General features: G+C 56.4%; 15 protein-coding genes. 13 read left to right on the plus strand and 2 right to left on the minus strand.

Annotated features, from left to right (window positions below):
* Positions 1-340: 340 nt before the first annotated feature.
* From csaB to C7386_RS11745, 12 genes are all read left to right on the plus strand, one after another.
* Entirely contained in the window at positions 341-2,563 is a 2,223-nt protein-coding gene (gene csaB / locus C7386_RS11690; protein ID WP_252197192.1) for a polysaccharide pyruvyl transferase CsaB, read from the plus strand.
* A 73-nt stretch (positions 2,564-2,636) separates the two neighbouring features.
* Positions 2,637-3,824, plus strand: a complete 1,188-nt coding sequence (locus C7386_RS11695; protein ID WP_110435885.1) for a glycosyltransferase — start codon at positions 2,637-2,639, stop codon at positions 3,822-3,824.
* A 277-nt stretch (positions 3,825-4,101) separates the two neighbouring features.
* Positions 4,102-4,593 (plus strand): 5-(carboxyamino)imidazole ribonucleotide mutase, encoded by a 492-nt coding sequence (gene purE / locus C7386_RS11700; RefSeq protein WP_110435884.1) that lies wholly within the window; start codon positions 4,102-4,104, stop codon positions 4,591-4,593.
* 334 nt (positions 4,594-4,927) lie between these two features.
* The gene (gene purC / locus C7386_RS11705; protein ID WP_110435883.1) at positions 4,928-5,638 is read left to right on the plus strand and encodes a phosphoribosylaminoimidazolesuccinocarboxamide synthase; all 711 of its coding nucleotides are present in this window, start codon (positions 4,928-4,930) and stop codon (positions 5,636-5,638) included.
* Between the two features lie 42 nt (positions 5,639-5,680).
* Positions 5,681-7,153 carry an amidophosphoribosyltransferase gene (gene purF / locus C7386_RS11710; RefSeq protein WP_110435882.1) on the plus strand — a complete coding sequence of 491 codons (1,473 nt, stop codon included), beginning with the start codon at positions 5,681-5,683 and terminating at the stop codon, positions 7,151-7,153.
* A gap of 161 nt (positions 7,154-7,314) precedes the next feature.
* Complete coding sequence (purM, locus tag C7386_RS11715; protein WP_110435881.1) at positions 7,315-8,355, plus strand: phosphoribosylformylglycinamidine cyclo-ligase; 1,041 nt, start codon at positions 7,315-7,317, stop codon at positions 8,353-8,355.
* Between the two features lie 145 nt (positions 8,356-8,500).
* A complete protein-coding gene (purN, locus tag C7386_RS11720; protein WP_116705589.1) occupies positions 8,501-9,124 on the plus strand; it encodes a phosphoribosylglycinamide formyltransferase in 624 nt (207 codons plus the stop codon).
* Between the two features lie 17 nt (positions 9,125-9,141).
* Positions 9,142-9,855: an IMP cyclohydrolase gene (locus tag C7386_RS11725; protein WP_110435879.1), complete on the plus strand. Its 714-nt coding sequence runs from the start codon at positions 9,142-9,144 to the stop codon at positions 9,853-9,855.
* Positions 9,856-9,885: 30 nt separating this feature from the next.
* Complete coding sequence (locus C7386_RS11730) at positions 9,886-11,061, plus strand: phosphoribosylaminoimidazolecarboxamide formyltransferase (RefSeq protein ID WP_116705590.1); 1,176 nt, start codon at positions 9,886-9,888, stop codon at positions 11,059-11,061.
* A complete protein-coding gene (locus C7386_RS11735) occupies positions 11,061-11,594 on the plus strand; it encodes a hypothetical protein (protein ID WP_116705591.1) in 534 nt (177 codons plus the stop codon). Before C7386_RS11730 ends, C7386_RS11735 begins: the two co-directional genes overlap by 1 nt.
* Entirely contained in the window at positions 11,595-12,845 is a 1,251-nt protein-coding gene (gene purD, locus C7386_RS11740) for a phosphoribosylamine--glycine ligase (RefSeq protein ID WP_116705592.1), read from the plus strand. It abuts the gene before it with no gap.
* Between the two features lie 126 nt (positions 12,846-12,971).
* Positions 12,972-13,496: a type III secretion system chaperone family protein gene (locus tag C7386_RS11745; RefSeq protein ID WP_110435875.1), complete on the plus strand. Its 525-nt coding sequence runs from the start codon at positions 12,972-12,974 to the stop codon at positions 13,494-13,496.
* 320 nt (positions 13,497-13,816) lie between these two features.
* On the opposite strand, the gene C7386_RS11750 is transcribed toward C7386_RS11745, so the two are convergent.
* Both C7386_RS11750 and C7386_RS11755 read right to left on the minus strand, forming a co-directional pair.
* Positions 13,817-15,280, minus strand: a complete 1,464-nt coding sequence (locus tag C7386_RS11750) for a DNA recombination protein RmuC (protein WP_242994927.1) — start codon at positions 15,278-15,280, stop codon at positions 13,817-13,819.
* A gap of 11 nt (positions 15,281-15,291) precedes the next feature.
* Entirely contained in the window at positions 15,292-15,957 is a 666-nt protein-coding gene (locus C7386_RS11755; RefSeq protein WP_110435874.1) for a GTP pyrophosphokinase, read from the minus strand.
* A gap of 197 nt (positions 15,958-16,154) precedes the next feature.
* On the opposite strand from C7386_RS11755, the gene C7386_RS11760 reads away from it, so the two are divergent.
* Positions 16,155-16,868 carry a M23 family metallopeptidase gene (locus C7386_RS11760; RefSeq protein ID WP_116705593.1) on the plus strand — a complete coding sequence of 238 codons (714 nt, stop codon included), beginning with the start codon at positions 16,155-16,157 and terminating at the stop codon, positions 16,866-16,868.
* The last annotated feature ends 796 nt before the right edge of the window (positions 16,869-17,664 follow it).

The following is a 17,664-nucleotide window of genomic DNA, read 5'->3' on the forward strand; positions in this document are numbered from 1 at the left end:
ATTTTTAGAGGACAAAAGAAAAACCCTCGCTTTCCGTCAAATAGATAGGCAAGACCGCATAATTGAACAAAAGCGCAAAATTTCCGTAAAGCGCCGCGGCAGCGCGACCGGAGCCTGCGCAAGGAGCCGCGGCAGCGCGACCGGAGCCTGCGCAAGGAGCCGCAGCTTCAATTGTGCGGTGTTGCCTTAAGTATACCATGAAAGCGGTGGAAACACAAACTTCGTTTGCCGAAAAATCGCCGAAAAAGCCGCATTTTCCTGTCTCACGGTTTTGCAATCCCCCTGTTTTCATGGTATACTGATTATACTTGTCAAGTGGAGGTATTTGACTTTGCGAATCATGCATGTAATGGGCGGCGGCGATGTAGGCGGCGCCAAGACCCAGATTATGAATACCGTGACCGGACTCAACCGCAATAACGATGTAATGCTCATCTCGTTCCGCGCAGGTCCGTTTGCAGATGAAGCGCGCGAGCGCGGCATTGATGTGCGCGTGATCGAGCGGCACAATCCGTTCCGCGCGGCACGGACCATGCGCGACCTGGTAGATGCGTTCAAGCCCGACATTATTCACTGCCACGGCGGCCGTGCCAACCTGATGGGAGCCATGGTGCGCCGCAGCCGTCAGGTGCCGATCGTCACGACCGTGCACTCAGATTACCGGCTGGACTACCTCGGCAGTCCGCTCAAGCAGTACACGCTCGGCACGGCGAATGCCATCGCGCTGCGCTTTCTCGACTTCTATCAGCCGGTCGCAGACCGTATGGCGCGCACGCTCATCGAGCGCGGCTTTGACCCGGAGCGCATTGTAAAAATCTACAACGGTATGGATTTTGATCGTCCGGAGGGTGAATTTGACCGTGTGGCCTATCTGCGGGACACCTACGGTGCTAAGATCGAGGACGGCGACGTGCTGTGCGGCATTGCCGCGCGTCTGACCGCCGTCAAGGATATTGCGACCACCATCCGCGGCTTTGCCGAGGCGCTAAAATCCGCGCCGCAGCTGCGCCTGTTCATCGCCGGCGACGGCGAGGACGAGGACATGCTCAAAAAGCTGTGCGACCAGCTCGGCATGCACGAGCGCGTGACATTCTGCGGCTGGGTATCGCCGGTCATGCCGTTCTTCCGCGCGATGGATATCAACCTGCTGTCCTCGGTGTCCGAAACCTTCCCGTATTCCATTCTGGAGGGCGTTTGTGCCGGCTGTGCGACCATCTGCTCGGATGTCGGCGGCATGCCCGAACTCATCGACACCGGTGAAAACGGCTATATCTTCCCGGTCGGGGACGATAAGCGGCTGGCGGAATATCTGATCCGTCTGGGCAACGATGCCGCGCTGCGGCAGAAATTCGCGGATGCGCTGTACGAAAAAGCCTCCCGCGATTTCTCGCGCGACAAGATGTGCGAACGCCAGATGGAAAACTACCGTCATCTGCTGGCACGGTTCCATCGTCCGAAAAACGAGCGTGAGAGCATTGTCATCTGCGGCGCGTACGGACGCGGCAACGCCGGTGACGATGCCATCCTCGAGGCCATTGTGCAGGAGATGCGCCAGCTCGATCCCGAACGCACCATCTGCGTGATGTCGCGCCGTCCCAAGGAAACGCGCCTCGTTTACCGCACGAACGCCATCTATACGTTCAACGTGTTCTCCGTGCTGCGTAAATTCCGGCACGCGGCGCTCTATATCAACGGCGGCGGCTCGCTGATGCAGGATGTCACGTCCACCCGCTCGATCTGGTACTACTGCTACACGCTGTACGCCGCCAAAAAGCGCGGCTGCAAGGTAATGATGTACGGCTGCGGCATCGGTCCGATCAACCGTCCGGGCAACCGCCGGATGGCCGCCAGGACCATTGACACATCGGTTGACCGCATCACGCTGCGCGATGACAATTCCCGCGCACTGCTTGCCGAAATGGGCGTTACCCGGCCGGATATCCGTGTTTCCGCCGACCCGACCATCATTCTGACGCCGGCGCCGCGTGAAATCGTCAATATCGCCCTCGAGCAGAGCGGCATTGACCCGAACGGAAAGTATATCGGCTTCGGTCTGCGCAACTGGAAGGGTCTGGACACGGCTCTGCCCGAAATCGCGGCTGCAGCCAACTACGCCTACGAAAAGCACGGCCTGACGCCGGTTTTCGTACCCATCGAGTTCCCGAGCGACCTCATGCCCGCAGAACGTGTCGGCGCACTGCTGCACTGTCCGTGGCACGCCGTGCGTACCCGACAGCCCATCGAAGTCACCATCGGCATCCTCTCCCGCATGAAAACCGTGGTTGGCATCCGACTGCATTCGCTGATGTTCTCCGCCGGTCAGGGCGTTCCGGTCGTCGGCATGAGCTACGATATCAAGGTGGACGGCTTCCTGAAATATATCGGCAGCCGCACCTGCCTGCAGCTTTCGTCCGTCAAGGCGGAGCCGCTGTGCCGCCTCATTGACGAGTGCGTCTCCGGTGCGCTCGATAACGAGGTGCACCGCACCGCGGAAATGCTGAGAGAAAGAGAATCCGAGAATGTGAAGGGTGCAGCGAAGCTGCTGAACATTTCCGAAAACTAAACCGTAGGGCGGGGTGCCCTCAGCCCGCCCTACGATATATGATAAAACAATCCACTAAAGGGGTTATATAGATATGAAGAACCACATCGTCTGTCTTTCGACAACGAACTACCATCCTCTGCCGACGCGCAAGCAGAACGTGATGAGCCGTCTGCGCAACAGCGAAATCCTGTATTTTGATCCTCCGGTGTCCATGATCGCACCGCTCAAGGACAAAAAAGCCTCCGCATATATCGAAAAGTACAAGCAGCCCGGCGAAAAAGTCGAGGGACACGAAAACATCACTGTGTACGCACTGCCGCCGGTACTGCCGTTTTTCAACAAATTCCGCTGGATCAACAAAATTAACCAGAAGCGGCAGGCGGCGTTCATCCGCGAAAAGATGCGCGAGCACGGCTTCGGCGACGAGACCGTGCTGTGGTGCTACTCGCCGTCCTCGTGCGACATTGTGGAGCACCTGCCGCACGCCAAGCTGGTATACGACTGTGTAGACCGTCATTCCGCGTACAAGGGTCACATCAATCCCAAGGTTGTGGACAAGATGGAGCACGATCTGGCCAAGCCTGCCGATCAGGTATTCGCAACCGCGGTCGGTCTGGCAGAGACACTGGAAAAGATCAACCCGACCACCCAAATGATCCCGAACGGCGCGGCTTACGAGATCTTCTCGCGCGTACAGACCGAGAAGGACACCCTTCCCTGCCCGGAGGACATGAAGGATCTGCCGCATCCGATCTACGGCTTTGTCGGCATGCTGCAGGAGTGCATCGACTATGCACTGATCGAAAAGCTGGCGAAGAGCCGTCCGAACGCGACGATTTTCCTGATCGGACGCACGCTGCCGGGTGTTGACCTGACAAATCTCAAGCAGTACCCGAACATCGTATTCCACGGTCTGGTGCCGCAGCCCGAGCTGCCCGCATATCTGGCGCAGATGGACGTCTGCCTGAACGTATTCCGTGCCGGTGCGCTCTCCAAGGACGTTTCACCGCTCAAGTTCTACGAATATCTGGCAACCGGCAAGCCGATCGTTTCCACGCGCGAGCCGCTGCAGGTCGAGGATTTCAAGGATGTGGTCTACATTGCCCGCAATCCCGAGATGTTTCTGCCGCTGTGCGATGCCGCTGCCAAGGAAAACCGTCCGGCATGGACGGAAAAACGCCTTGCCTACGGCGCGCAGTGCTCGTGGACCGAGCGCGTGCACCAGATGGAAGAGGTGCTTTACAAAAAGGGCGTTCTGCACGAAAGTGCAGAGGAGTAAAATTTATCTTTGGGCATTTACACGAATCCCGAAAAAAGCGGGTAAAATACTTGCATTAACAAGTTAAATTGGCTAAAATAAATATGTATCGTCACCGTTGGTTTTAAGAAAGAGGTGTACTCATGACCGGCAGCGTATTTTTGAACCAGACTGCAGCTGAACAGTTTTTTGTTCTCGGGCATTCGTGCATTCTCTCGGGCATCGGTGCACATAAATGAGCGATTATAGGGCACGGGTATACCCGTGCCCTCATTTGTTTTTGTAGGAGGAATAACAAATGAAAAAAGTTCTCGTTGTCATGGGATCCGACAGTGATCTCAAGGTAATGGAAAAGTGTGTTGACCGTCTGAAATCGTTCGATATTCCGACTGAGGTCCGCATCTGCTCCGCGCACCGCACCCCGGCCGCTGCCGAGCAGCTGGCGAAGAACGCGGCAGCCGAAGGCTTCGGCGTTATCATCGCGGCAGCAGGCAAGGCCGCACATCTCGGCGGTGTACTGGCGGCTTACACCACGCTTCCGGTAATCGGCGTGCCGATGGCCACCAGCGTCATGGGCGGCATGGACAGCCTGCTCTCCATCGTGCAGATGCCCAAGGGCATTCCGGTGGCAACCGTTGCGATTGACGGCGCAGACAACGCCGCTATCCTCGCAGCACAGATGATCGCCCTGTCGGATGACGCGCTGGCACAGAAGCTCGCGCAGTTCAAGGCCGATATGGCAGCGGAAGTTACCGCAAAGGACGAAAAGGTTCGCGCTCAGTTCGCGTAATCTATATAGGTATCTCTGATACCGCATCCCCGCAAGGTAAAGGCATTGGTGCCGCTCCCATTGGCAGCTAAAATGTACAACCTGCAAACACTTAGCAGCACTAAAACTCCCGCGCCGCAGCGCGCATTAAATCCAACCACAGGTTCGTAAAAACCGGGAGCATGTATCACGGTTTTTACACAAGTGCGTGCAAAAGTTTCAACCACCGGGCGGAACTTTTGGTAGCTTAGGGCATATCCGAACACTGTTCGGTATGTCCCCTCGATTGAAAGCGTGCTTTCAATCGAAAAGTCGTTTCAAATTAACACTACTTATACAAATGGAGGAATTGGACATGGAAAAGAAAGAACAGCTGTACGAAGGCAAGGCTAAGAAGGTATTTGCTACCGACGACGCAAATCTCGTAATCGTTGACTACAAGGACGATGCAACCGCATTCAACGGTGAGAAGAAGGGCACCATCACCGGCAAGGGCGTGATCAACAACGTAATGAGCAATCACATGTTCCAGCTGCTCGAGCAGCAGGGCGTGCCGACCCACTTTGTCGAGCAGCTCTCCGAGCGCGAAACCCTGGTAAAGAAGGTCTCTATTGTACCGCTGGAGGTCATCATCCGCAACATTTCCGCCGGTTCCTTTGCAAAGCGTTTCGGCGTGGAAGAGGGCATCGTATTCGACGAGCCGACCATCGAGTTCTCCTACAAAAACGATGAGCTTGGCGACCCGCTCATGAACGCTTACCACGCTATCGCACTGAAGGCTGCTACCCGTGAGGAGATCGAGACCATCAAGGCAATGGCCTTCAAGGTAAACGAAGTTATGAAGCAGTACTTCGATACCCTGAACGTCATCCTCGTTGACTTTAAGCTCGAGTTCGGCAAGACTGCGGACGGCAAGATCGTTCTCGCAGACGAAATCTCTCCGGATACCTGCCGCCTGTGGGACAAGACCACCAAGGAGAAGCTGGACAAGGACCGCTTCCGTCGTGACATGGGCGGTGTCGAGGAGGCATATCAGGAGATCATGAAGCGCGTTATGGGCAAGTAAGCCCATCCGCAAGGCAAGATTCGGACAAGAAAAGGCTGAAGAATGAAATATCGTATTTTAAGAAAAAGCAGCACTCCGTTTGACAAGGTGCATGAGGAGTGCGGTGTATTCGGTATCGCAGCGCCGGAAGGCAAGGAGATTTCCGCCGCGCACGACGCGTATACTGCACTGTTTGCTCTCCAGCACCGCGGTCAGGAGGCTGCCGGTATCGCCGTGAACAAAAACGGCGTGATCCACTGCCATAAGGACACCGGTCTGGTCAGCGCCGTGTTCAATCAGGAGATTCTGGACAACATGCCCGGCTCGATGGCTATCGGTCATGTGCGCTACTCCACCACCGGCGATACCCGTCGCGAGAATGCGCAGCCGATCTCCATCACCCATGTAAAGGGCAATCTCGCGGTTGCGCACAACGGTAACCTCGTAAACGCAGGCGAGCTGCGCCGCGAGATTGAGCTGGACGGCGGCATTTTCCGTTCCTCGAACGACACCGAGGTGCTGGTCTACACCATTGTTAAGGAACGCCTCAAGTGCGGCTCTATTGAAGAAGCCGTTATGAACACCATGCACCGCATCGAGGGTGCCTACTCGCTGGTCGTCATGTCCCCGCGCAAGCTGATTGCGGCACGCGACCCGCACGGCTTCCGTCCGCTGTGTATCGGCCTGCTGGACAACGACTGCTACATTTTCGCTTCCGAGACCTGTGCTCTGGACGCGCTCGGTGCAAAGTTCATCCGCGATGTAGAACCCGGTGAGGTCTGCGTTGTCGAAAACGGTGAGCTGCGCTCCATGCACTGCGGTATCGAGTGCAAGTCCTCCGCGTGCGTATTCGAGTACATTTACTTTGCCCGTCCGGACTCCATCATCGACGGTGCATCGGTTGAGCTGGCCCGTCAGGAGGCCGGCAAGTATCTGTCCATCGAGCATCCGGTCGGCGCTGACGTGGTTATCGGCGTACCGGATTCCGGTATCCCGGCAGCCATCGGCTACGCGAAGTTCTCCGGCATTCCGTACGGCGTCGGTCTCATCAAGAACCGCTATATCGCCCGCACCTTTATCCAGCCGGGTCAGGACAAGCGCGAGCGCTCCGTGCGTCTCAAGCTGAATGCCCTGCGCACCGCTATTGAGGGCAAGCGCGTCATCATGGTCGATGACTCCATCGTCCGCGGTACGACCTGCGGCCGTCTGGTAAAGCTGCTGCGCGACGCAGGCGCGGCTGAGGTTCACATGAGAATTTCGGCACCTCCGTTCCGTCATCCCTGCTTCTTCGGCACGGATATTCCGGAGCGCAACCAGCTGCTCGCACACAACCGCACGGTTGAGGAAATGCGCGAGATCATAGGCGTGGATTCGCTCGGCTTCCTGTCGCTCGAGGCCTGCCGCAAGATTGCAGTCGGCTGCAAGCTGGGCTTCTGCGATGCATGCTTCTCCGGCGAGTACCCGATCCCGGTACCCGAGCAGGTGGATAAGAACATGTTCGAGATCGAGATTCCGCTCCCCTCTAACAAAGACTAACTTTTGAATTGAGAATGGAAAATGGAGAATGGAGAATGACGGTTACGCGCATAGCGCGTCAATTTAATCCGGCGCTCTGCGCCGAACCACAATTCTCAATTCTCCATTATCAATTTTCCATTTTTCTCGTTCATACGATAAATGAAAGTGAGATGTAAAACATGAGTGTAAGCCGTTCTGAAAGCTACAAGGCTGCCGGCGTTGACGTTACCGCAGGCTATGAAGCGGTCAAGCTGATGAAGCCGATGGTAGAAAGCACCTTTACCAAGGGCGTTATGGGTACGCTCGGCGGCTTCGGCGGCCTGTTCCGTCCGGATTTCAATGGCATGAAGGATCCGATCCTCGTTTCCGGTACGGATGGCGTCGGCACCAAGCTCAAGCTGGCGTTCCTGATGGACAAGCACGACACCGTTGGCATCGACTGCGTTGCCATGTGCGTAAACGATATCGCCTGCTGCGGTGCACAGCCGCTGTTCTTCCTCGACTATGTTGCAGTCGGCAAGAACCACCCGGAGAAGATCGCACAGATGGTTTCCGGTATCGCAGAGGGCTGCCGTCAGGCAGGCTGCGCGCTGATTGGCGGCGAGACCGCTGAAATGCCGGGCTTCTATCCGGAAAACGAGTACGATATGGCCGGCTTCTCTGTCGGCATGGTCGATAAGGAAAAGATGATCGACGGCACCGGCATCAAGGCCGGCGACGCGCTGATCGGTGTTGCCTCCTCCGGCGTACACTCCAACGGCTATTCTCTGGTTCGCAAGACGCTCGGCATCAACGAGAAGTCTGTCCGCCGCTACATCGACGAATTCGGCAAGACCCTCGGCGAAGAGCTGCTGACCCCGACCAAGATCTACGTTAAGGCGATCCAGTCCCTGATGGGCAAGGTTGAGGTCAAGGGCATCAGCCACATCACCGGCGGCGGCTTCTATGAAAACGTACCGCGCATGCTGCCGGCAGGCATCGTTGCCAAGATTGAGAAGGCTGCTATGCCGGTTCCGCCGGTATTCGACCTGATCGCAAAGACCGGCAAGATTCCGGAGCGCGACATGTACAACACCTTCAACATGGGCGCCGGTCTGGTTCTGGCCGTTGCCGCTGAGGACGCTTCCCGCGCGGTTGCAGCAATTTCCGCTGCAGGCGAGCAGGCTTATGTGATCGGCGAGTGCGTAAACGGCGCTGAAAAGGGCGTAGAGCTGGTATAATCTATCCCGTTTTGTAGGGCGGGGTGCCCTCACCCCGCTGCTTCTAACGATAAGCAGATAATTTATAACGGCGGGGTGAGGGCACCCCGCCCTACGGAGAAGAAGATGCTGTTTTCAGCATACTTCGATTTTCGGAGAAAAATAAATGACAAAAATTGCAGTTTTGGTTTCGGGCGGCGGCACGAACCTGCAGGCGCTCATTGACGCACAGCAGGCGGGCAAGATCGAAAACGGACAGATTTCGCTCGTTATTTCGTCCAACCCGAAGGCGTATGCACTCGAGCGTGCCGCAAAAGCGGCTATTCCCTCCAAGGTGCTGCGCCGCAAGGACTTTTCCGACGCGGAAGAGTACGGCAAGGCGCTTACCGCTCTGCTGGAGAACGCAGACATCGGTCTGATCGTGCTCGCAGGCTTCATGACCGTCCTGCCGGACAGCTTCTGCCGCCATTTTGAAAACCGCATTATCAACGTACATCCCTCGCTCATCCCCTCCTTCTGTGGAGAGGGCTTCTACGGTCTGCGCGTGCATGAAGCCGCGCTGGCAAAAGGGGTAAAGGTTACCGGTGCGACCGTACATTTTGTATCCGAAGTGGTAGACGGCGGCGCAATCATCGCGCAGAAGGCCGTTGAAGTAGAGGATGGCGACACACCGGAGACCTTGCAGAAGCGCGTCATGCAGAACGCAGAGTGGATTCTTCTGCCGCAGGCAGTATCCGACTTCTGCGCAGGCAGACTGCGCGTGGACGGTGCTATCGTCCATAAAAACTGAACAGGAGTAACAGCATTATGAGCAAGAATGTTTTTGACATCAGCCAGGAGCTGATGAGCAACGCATATCCCGGCCGCGGCATCATTCTCGGCCGCACCCCGGATAATAAAAAGAATGTTATCGCCTACTTCATCATGGGCCGCTCGGAGAACAGCCGCAACCGCGTGTTCACCGAAACCGAGGACGGTATCCGCACCGAGGCATTTGACCCGTCCAAGATGGTCGATCCCTCGCTGATCATCTATCATCCGGTGCGCCTGTACAACGGCACGCTGGTCGTTACCAACGGCGACCAGACTGATACCATCGTGGACTATCTCAAGCAGGGCAAGAGCTACTTCGAAGCGCTCCGTACCCGCGAGTTTGAGCCGGACGCGCCCAACTACACCTCCCGCATTTCGGGCGTTGTCAATCCGGACGGCTCCTACAGCCTGTCCATCCTCAAGAACTTCACCTCGGACCGCACCGCCAACAAGCGTTTCTTCTATGAGTACGATAAGCCGGTTGCCGGTCTGGGACACTTCATCCATACCTATCAGTGCGACGGCGATCCGCTGCCGCCGTTCCGCGGCGAGCCCAAGTGCATCCGCATCGAGCTGCCCATCCGCGAGTTCACCAACCTGCTCTGGAACAGCCTGAACGAGCAGAACAAGGTTTCGCTGTTCGTGCGCTACGTCGATCTGGAGACCGGCGAAGTTGAGCAGGAAATCCGCAACAAGAACGCAGAATAACTGCGACCTGATGAGCAGAAAGGACTATTTATGAAAGAATTAGCCTTAAAGTACGGCTGCAATCCGAACCAGAAGCCGGCCCGCATTTTTATGACCGAGGGCGAGCTTCCGATCGAGGTACTCAACGGCAAGCCGGGTTATATCAACTTCTGTGACGCATTCAACTCTTGGCAGCTCGTCCGTGCGCTGAAAAAGGCGACCGGCCTGCCCGCAGCTGCGTCCTTCAAGCACGTTTCTCCGGCCGGTGCCGCTCTCGGCAAGCCGCTGACCGATATTGAGAAGCAGATGTACTTTGTTGACACCGACAAGGAGCTGTCTCCCATCGCATGTGCGTACATCCGCGCACGCGGCGCTGACCGTCTGTGCTCCTACGGCGACTGGGCGGCTCTGTCCGACACTTGCGACGCAGACACCGCTTCCTACCTTGCACACGAGGTTTCCGACGGCATCATCGCGCCGGACTTCACCGCTGAGGCCCTCGAGATCCTCAAGACCAAGCGCAAGGGCGGCTACAACGTTGTCAAGATCGACCCGAACTATGAGCCGAAGCCGATCGAGCAGCGCGATATTTTCGGCATCCGCTTTGAGCAGGGCTACAACAACTACGAAATCAACGAGAGCCTGCTCACCAACATCGTTACCGAGAACAAGAATCTGCCGGAGAGCGCAAAGCACGACATGATCCTTGCGCTCATCACGCTCAAGTACACGCAGTCCAACTCGGTCTGCTACGTCAAGGACGGCATGACCATCGGTGTCGGCGCAGGTCAGCAGAGCCGCATCCACTGCACCCGTCTGGCTGGCAACAAGGCCGACAACTGGTTCGTTCGTCAGCATCCGAAGGTTCTCGGTCTGCAGTTCGTTGACGGCATCCGCCGCCCGGACCGCGACAACGCAATCGACGTTTACACCTCGGACGAGTATGAGGACGTACTGGCTGAAGGCGTATGGCAGAAGACCTTCAAGGTAAAGCCGGAGGTGCTCACCGCCGAGGAAAAGAAGGAGTGGATCGCCAAGAACACCGGCGTAACCGTTGGTTCGGACGCATTCTTCCCGTTTGGCGACAATGTAGAACGCGCACGCAAGTCCGGCGTGGAGTACATCGTACAGCCGGGCGGCTCCATCCGCGATGACAATGTTATCGAGACCGCGAACAAGTACGGCATCACGATGGCGTTCACCGGCATGCGTCTGTTCCATCACTAATGAAACTGCTGAAAGGCTATTATGCCTACTTAGCCGTATCCGGCGGACTGCTGCTCGGTCTGGCCGCGCAGAACAACTGGGCACTGCAGATGCTGGCGTTCGCGCTGGTGTCTGCCGGTGCGCTGTCCGTGCAGAATGTGTCCCGCTGGTACATGCGCGCAAGCATTGCCGCGGACGTGACGATGGCGTTCAAGCTCATCCTCGGTCCAGCAGTCATCCCGCCCGGCCTGCTGCGGATTGTGCTGCAGTATGCGGCACTCGTGCCGCTGCTGCTCACCGGCTGCATGCTGCTGATGGGTGTCAAAGACCAGATGCACAAGATCGACCGCAGCACCCTGCCCGAATGGGTTTTGCTGGTGGTCTGGAGCACAGGCTGCATCCTTACACTGCTCATCGCGCCCGGCTGGCTGAATGACTATCTGGCGCCGCTGGCGGCAAAGGCGGCAAACACGCTCCTGCCGGTCGGCTATGTTGCACTTATTGTAGAAATGTTCCGCGCACAGCGTGTGTATTTACAAACGGAGGAACAATAAATGAAAGTTTTGGTTATCGGCGGCGGCGGCCGTGAGCACGCCATCGTCCATACATTGAAGAAGAGCCCCAAGGTGGACCACATCTGGTGTGCGCCGGGCAACGGCGGCATTGCCGCTGAGGCAGAGTGCGTTGCCATCAAGGCAACCGACATCGACGGCATGGTTGCTTTCGCCAAGGAGCACAAGCCGGATCTCGTTATGGTAGCACCGGACGACCCGCTTGCACTCGGCATGGTAGACGCACTCGAGACCGCAGGCATCCGTGCCTTCGGTCCGCGCAAGAACGCTGCCATCATCGAGGGCAGCAAGTCCTTTGCGAAGGATTTAATGCAGAAATACAACATCCCGACCGCGGGCTACGCTGTTTTTGAGAACTCCGCAGACGCGATCGAGTACATCAAGAAGAACGGTGCGCCGATTGTTGTCAAGGCGGACGGTCTTGCACTCGGCAAGGGCGTTACCGTTGCTATGACCGAGGAAGAAGCCATCGAGGCAGTCAAGGACGCGATCGACGGCGGTGCATTCGGCGGTGCCGGTGCGCGTGTCGTTATCGAGGAGTTCCTGACCGGTCCGGAGGTTTCCGTGCTCGCCTTCGTAGACGGCAAGCACCTCAAGACCATGCCGTCCGCACAGGATCACAAGCGTGCCTACGACCATGACGAAGGCCCGAACACCGGCGGTATGGGCGCATTCTCGCCGTCCCGCTTCTATACCGACGACATTGCCGCCGAGTGCATGGAGACCATCTTCAAGCCGACCGTCGCGGCCATGGAGAAGGAAGGCCGTCCGTTCAAGGGCGTGCTGTATTTCGGCCTGATGCTGACCCCGAAGGGCCCGCGCGTTATCGAGTACAACGCTCGTTTCGGCGACCCGGAGACGCAGGCTGTCCTGTCCCGACTGGACACCGACCTGTTCGACATCTTCAATGCCGTTATCGACGAAAAGCTCGAGGATATCGACATCAAGTGGGCGGACAATGCCGCCTGCTGCGTCTGCATGGCGTCCGGCGGCTATCCGAAGGCCTACGAAAAGGGCAAGGAGATCACCGGTCTGGACGATGTGACCGACTCGTTCGTATTCCACGCCGGCACCGCCGTCAAGGACGGCAAGCTGGTAACGAACGGCGGCCGCGTGCTCGGCGTAACGGCTACCGCACCGACCCTTGACGAAGCCATCCAGAAGGCTTATGCCGATGTGAAGAAAATTCACTTCGATAAGGCGCATTACCGCACCGATATCGGCGTAAAGTAATATTTTACGTTTATTGTAGGGCGGGCTGACCCCAGCCCGCCGTCGTTCGCGTCAGCAGTTGACGAAAACGGCGGTGCGGGGTCACCCCGCCCTACATTCTGCGTTAATGGAAGAAAGGAAAAAAGAATGAAAATCGAACAGCAAAATCAGATTTTGGGCTGCATGAACGATGTTCTCAACCAGAACGGCTTCCGTGCGGAGATCATGCAGAAGGACGGCGCACCGACCATTCTGCGCTGCGAGGCGATGCGTCAGGGCAAGGTTGCCAAGGACGTTGTGATCGAAGCCTGCTTCATCCCGATGCAGCTGCCCGCAGAGGACATGGGTCTGCTGCAGTTCTTCGTCACTCTGTTTCAGGGTGCACCGGAAAACAACAAGGTGCAGCTCCGCCATGCGTGCGACTACTGCAACAACTTCTGTGCGCTCGGCTCGTTCGGCTTCTTTGAGGAGGCCGGTCAGATTTACCTCAAGCACAACACATTGGTAGACGGCTCTCTCGAGCTCGAGAAAATCATTCCGTTTGTGGCGGACAACATTTCCGTGCTCATCGCGGCAGTCTCCCGCTTCATCGACGGTCTGGCGCAGATTGCCTACGCAGGCATGACGCTCGACGCTGTTATTGAGCAGGATTTGTTCCCGAAGCTCGGCTAATTGCAAACAAGAAAACACCGCAGAGTCTTGCTCTGCGGCGAGGCTGTCGCGGAACTACAGTTCCGCCAACAAGCAGGAACGGACCGTAGGCCGTTCCAAAGTCGTCCGAAAATTCCTATATAGAAACTTTCTCCCTCCAGAAGTCAAAAAAGCGTGATACATGCTCCCGCTTTTTTGGCATTTGCAATGCAAATGCTATTTGACACGCGCTATCGCGCTAATTGGTTGAAATCACAAAATTATAAATTTATCGTCGAAAAACACCGCAGAGCAAAGCTCTGCGGTGTTTTCTTTTTCCGAGAAAGCGGTTAAAAATCTCTTCACTCTTCTTCCGAATCGGTGCCGATATCCAGAACCTTCTGCGTTTCGCTCTCGCTGAGCTCGGTAACGCCCTTCAGCTTGCGGCGGATAGCGCGCGTGCGCGTACCGACCAGCTTATCCAGTTCACGGCTCGCCTGATCAAGTCGGTTCTGCGTCTGCGTCAGGCAGGCTTCAAACTTATCAAACTCGGTCTTGACTGCGCCGAGCACGCTCCAGACCTCACCCGAGCGCTTCTGAATCGCAATCGTGCGGAACGACATCTGCAGACTGTTCAGCAGCGCCGCCATCGTGCTCGGACCTGCCAGATTAACATGATAGTCCCGCTGCAGAATCTCCACCATGCCGCGGCTGACGGCTTCGGCATACAGTCCCTCGAACGGCAGGAACATGATGCCGAACTCGGTCGTATGCGGCGGCGCAAGGTACTTATCATGAATGTCCTTCGCCTCGGATTTGAGGGTGGCGATCAGTTGCTTGACGCATGCGTCAATCTGCTCGCGCGAGCCTTCCTCATATGCGTCACGGAGCGCCCCGTAGGTGTCTCCCGGGAACTTGGAGTCAATCGGCAGCCAGACAAAGCTGCCGTCCTCAACGGGCAGCTTGACCGCGTACTCGACTACATTGCGGCTGTTCGGCACGGTCGCCACGTTGGTCTCGTACTGCTCGGGCGCGAGAATATCCTCGAGGATCGCACCCAGCTGAATCTCGCCCACAATGCCGCGGGTCTTGACATTGGTGAGCACCTTCTTCAAATCACCGACACCCTGTGCCAGCGTCTGCATCTCACCGAGGCCCTTGTAAACCTGCTCCAAGCGCTCGTTGACCAGCTTAAACGACTCGTTCATGCGCTCAGACAGCGTTTTCTGCAGCTTTTCGTCTACAATCTGGCGCATATCGTCCAGCTTTTTGTTGTTGTCCTCCTGCATGGCACGCAGATTTTTATCCACCGTAACGCGGATATTCTCCAAATCCTGCTTGGTCTCACCCGTGAAGGTGTGCAGATTTTTATCTACCGTTTCGCGGATAGTTTCCAAATCCTGTTTGGTTTCGCCGGTGAACGTGTGCAGATTCTTGTCCATCGTGCTGCGGATAGTTTCCAGATTCTGTTTTGTCTCACCCGTGAAGGTGTGCAGGTTTTTATCCACGGTTTCGCGGATATTAGTCAGATTCTGCGTTGTTTCCGCCGTAAAACCCTGCAGACGCGTCTCAAACCGGCCGAGCTGATCGGTCAGACCGCTCATTTTGTCTCCAAGGCTCTTGTCCATCGCGGAAAGCTGATTGCTCTGCGCTTCCCGGCCTTCGCGCAGGTTTTGCGTCACGAGCGTGCCGAGCGCAGTAATGGATGCGGTTGGGTCAATCTGCTGCGGAAGCTCCGGCTTTTCCGGCTTGCGGGTCAGCAGAACGATGACCAGTCCCAGCAGGATTACCACCAGAACCAGGGTTATAATGGGTATGTATTGCATAATTTCTCCTTTTACAGCACTTTCAGTTCTTTTGCGATGCGCTGCATCTCCTGATCGGTCTCCGCAATAACATCCGCACACTTCTTCAAATCATCGGACATATGCTCCGGAATCTCCACATCGGATTTATAGCGCAGCTGGTGCTCCAGGCTGGCCCAGAAATCCATCGCCATCGTGCGAATCTGCAGCTCGATGCGTACCGGCTGCGTGCGTTCCGCGAGGAAAATCGGCACCTCGAGGATCAGATGCAGGCTGCGGTAGCCGTTCGGCTTGGGATTGGCAATGTAGTCTTTCTTCTCGATCAGCGTCAAGTCGTCCTGCCGCATGAGCATGTCCGCTACCGTGTAAATATCCTCGATAAACGGACAGATCACGCGGATACCGCCAATATCATTCAGATTGTCTATCATGGACTGCAGCGTGATCGGAAATCCGCGCCGCTTGAGCTTGCCGATAATGCTGCGCGGACTTTTGATGCGGCTCTTGATGGCATCGATCGGGCTTGGCTTGCCCGAAATACGCGACTCGTCGCTCAGAATATCCAGCTTGGTTTTGATCTCGCGGATGCCGGATTCGTACAGCATCATCATCTGCTGCATTTGCATCGCGGATTCGATCAGCAGTTCCTCGTCGTGCTGCGACAGCCGGTCAATCGCGAAAAAGTCAGCCAGTTCCATAGTTTTTCCCTCCTTGGGTCACTCTCTTCTGCGGTTATTATACCACATTCGGCGATTGGGTACAATCCGCAGACGTCCCCCCTTTTGTGGGCTATCCGGCATCTGCCGATGAAGTGTCCGCTGTGCGGCAAATTTTCGGCGGCGCGTATATTTTCCGCAGCAGCCGACCATACTGTCAGCAACGGAGGTAAAGGGACATGAAGCAATATCAATCCAAACACACCGCGGCGCTCTCTACCCGCGGATTCTACACCATTCTTTCGCTGTGTGCGCTCATCATCGCCGCATCCGCATGGGTGATCTGGGGCAATGCACACCGGCAGAACGCGGTCGAGCCGGACACCGGCATGCCTATCATCGCACCGGCCGACTCGACCGCCGAAGCACCGACCGAACCGGCCACCGTTCCGCAGCAGGAGCAGGAACCCGAGTCAGTGATCGAGGAACAGCCGGTCGCGGCGGCAGAGCCGGAACCGGCGGTGACGGTCAGCGCACCCGTGTATGTGCGGCCGGTGTCCGGAGCCGTGCTGACTCCATTTTCGGGTGACACGCTGCTGTTCCAGCCGACCATGGGTGACTGGCGTGTTCATGCCGGCACAGACTTCTCTGCCGAAGCCGGCGAAACCGTGCTCGCACTGACCGACGGCACTGTACAGCAGATTGCCGAGGACGGTCTGTACGGCACCTGCGTGACACTGACGCACAATAACGGCCTGACCTCGTCGTACTGCGGCATGGACGATGTACGCGTGCAGGAAGGGCAGGTTGTCTCCGCCGGTGAGGCGCTCGGCGTGTGCGCGGACAGCATTCCCGCAGAATCCGCACTCGGCACCCATGTGCATGTGCAGGTGACGCAGAATGACGCGCCGATTTATGTACTCACGCTGCTCGATGAAGATGAGCCGGAGTAAATTGACACAGACTGTGCGTCCTCTGCTCCTTCACAAATATTTAAGGCAATACCGCATAATTGAACAAGAGCGATTTGCGAGCAAATTTTGCGTGCTGACAAGGCGCGGTTTTGCGGTAATACTTGATGTATTACCGTGAAATCGCAACAAAGTCAGGACATAAAATTTCCGCAAAGCGCCGCAGCTTTAATTGTGCGGTGTTGCCTTAAGAAATCTTTCATCATTTTGTGCAGGAATCGGCGAAAAAATTGCGGTACAATAATACCGTAAAAAGAAAACTTTCCCGCAGGAGGAACAGGCTGTGAAACAGAATAATTTGACGAAAAACAGGCTTTGGGCATGGCTGCACCGCCTGATGGGGTTGTGCTTTGGGCCGATTGAACAAAGCAAGAATCGCATTTAGCCGCTTGCGAAGCGAGGGAAATTGCGCTGACGCCGCGCGGGCGCACAAGAGGGTGGACAACCTACGGTTTTCCACCCTCTTGTGAATCTCCCCTTTTCCCTTAGATAGCTTGGCGCAGATTACCCACATGTGACCGCTTCGAAATAAGGGAACGGCAGAGGTTTTTTACTACCGTGTCTTTCTCAACATATTCGCAGTGTCAGACAGCGTACTACTACACATACGGGCTACTCTGCGCAGGTGCGGCATGACAGTGCCGCACAATTCTTTAGCGCGTTATAATAGACAGGGCCTACGAAGATAAATGGTACCAAACGCCTAATCCGTAGGTGCTGTCTATAATCTCCGACTAACGAATTGCGCGACACTGTTATGTCGCGCCTGCTTAGACTT

Origin of the sequence: Agathobaculum butyriciproducens (genome assembly GCA_003096535.1) — a bacterium.
Lineage (GTDB): Bacteria > Bacillota > Clostridia > Oscillospirales > Butyricicoccaceae > Agathobaculum > Agathobaculum butyriciproducens.

Excerpts from the sequence above, each read along its gene's own strand:
- csaB (WP_252197192.1), top strand. The coding sequence starts at position 341 with ATGCATGTAATGGGCGGCGGCGATGTAGGCGGCGCCAAGACCCAGATT.
- C7386_RS11695 (WP_110435885.1), top strand. The coding sequence starts at position 2,637 with ATGAAGAACCACATCGTCTGTCTTTCGACAACGAACTACCATCCTCTG.
- purE (WP_110435884.1), top strand. The coding sequence starts at position 4,102 with ATGAAAAAAGTTCTCGTTGTCATGGGATCCGACAGTGATCTCAAGGTA.
- purC (WP_110435883.1), top strand. The coding sequence starts at position 4,928 with ATGGAAAAGAAAGAACAGCTGTACGAAGGCAAGGCTAAGAAGGTATTT.
- purF (WP_110435882.1), top strand. The coding sequence starts at position 5,681 with ATGAAATATCGTATTTTAAGAAAAAGCAGCACTCCGTTTGACAAGGTG.
- purM (WP_110435881.1), top strand. The coding sequence starts at position 7,315 with ATGAGTGTAAGCCGTTCTGAAAGCTACAAGGCTGCCGGCGTTGACGTT.
- purN (WP_116705589.1), top strand. The coding sequence starts at position 8,501 with ATGACAAAAATTGCAGTTTTGGTTTCGGGCGGCGGCACGAACCTGCAG.
- C7386_RS11725 (WP_110435879.1), top strand. The coding sequence starts at position 9,142 with ATGAGCAAGAATGTTTTTGACATCAGCCAGGAGCTGATGAGCAACGCA.
- C7386_RS11730 (WP_116705590.1), top strand. The coding sequence starts at position 9,886 with ATGAAAGAATTAGCCTTAAAGTACGGCTGCAATCCGAACCAGAAGCCG.
- C7386_RS11735 (WP_116705591.1), top strand. The coding sequence starts at position 11,061 with ATGAAACTGCTGAAAGGCTATTATGCCTACTTAGCCGTATCCGGCGGA.
- purD (WP_116705592.1), top strand. The coding sequence starts at position 11,595 with ATGAAAGTTTTGGTTATCGGCGGCGGCGGCCGTGAGCACGCCATCGTC.
- C7386_RS11745 (WP_110435875.1), top strand. The coding sequence starts at position 12,972 with ATGAAAATCGAACAGCAAAATCAGATTTTGGGCTGCATGAACGATGTT.
- C7386_RS11750 (WP_242994927.1), bottom strand. The coding sequence starts at position 15,280 with ATGCAATACATACCCATTATAACCCTGGTTCTGGTGGTAATCCTGCTG.
- C7386_RS11755 (WP_110435874.1), bottom strand. The coding sequence starts at position 15,957 with ATGGAACTGGCTGACTTTTTCGCGATTGACCGGCTGTCGCAGCACGAC.
- C7386_RS11760 (WP_116705593.1), top strand. The coding sequence starts at position 16,155 with ATGAAGCAATATCAATCCAAACACACCGCGGCGCTCTCTACCCGCGGA.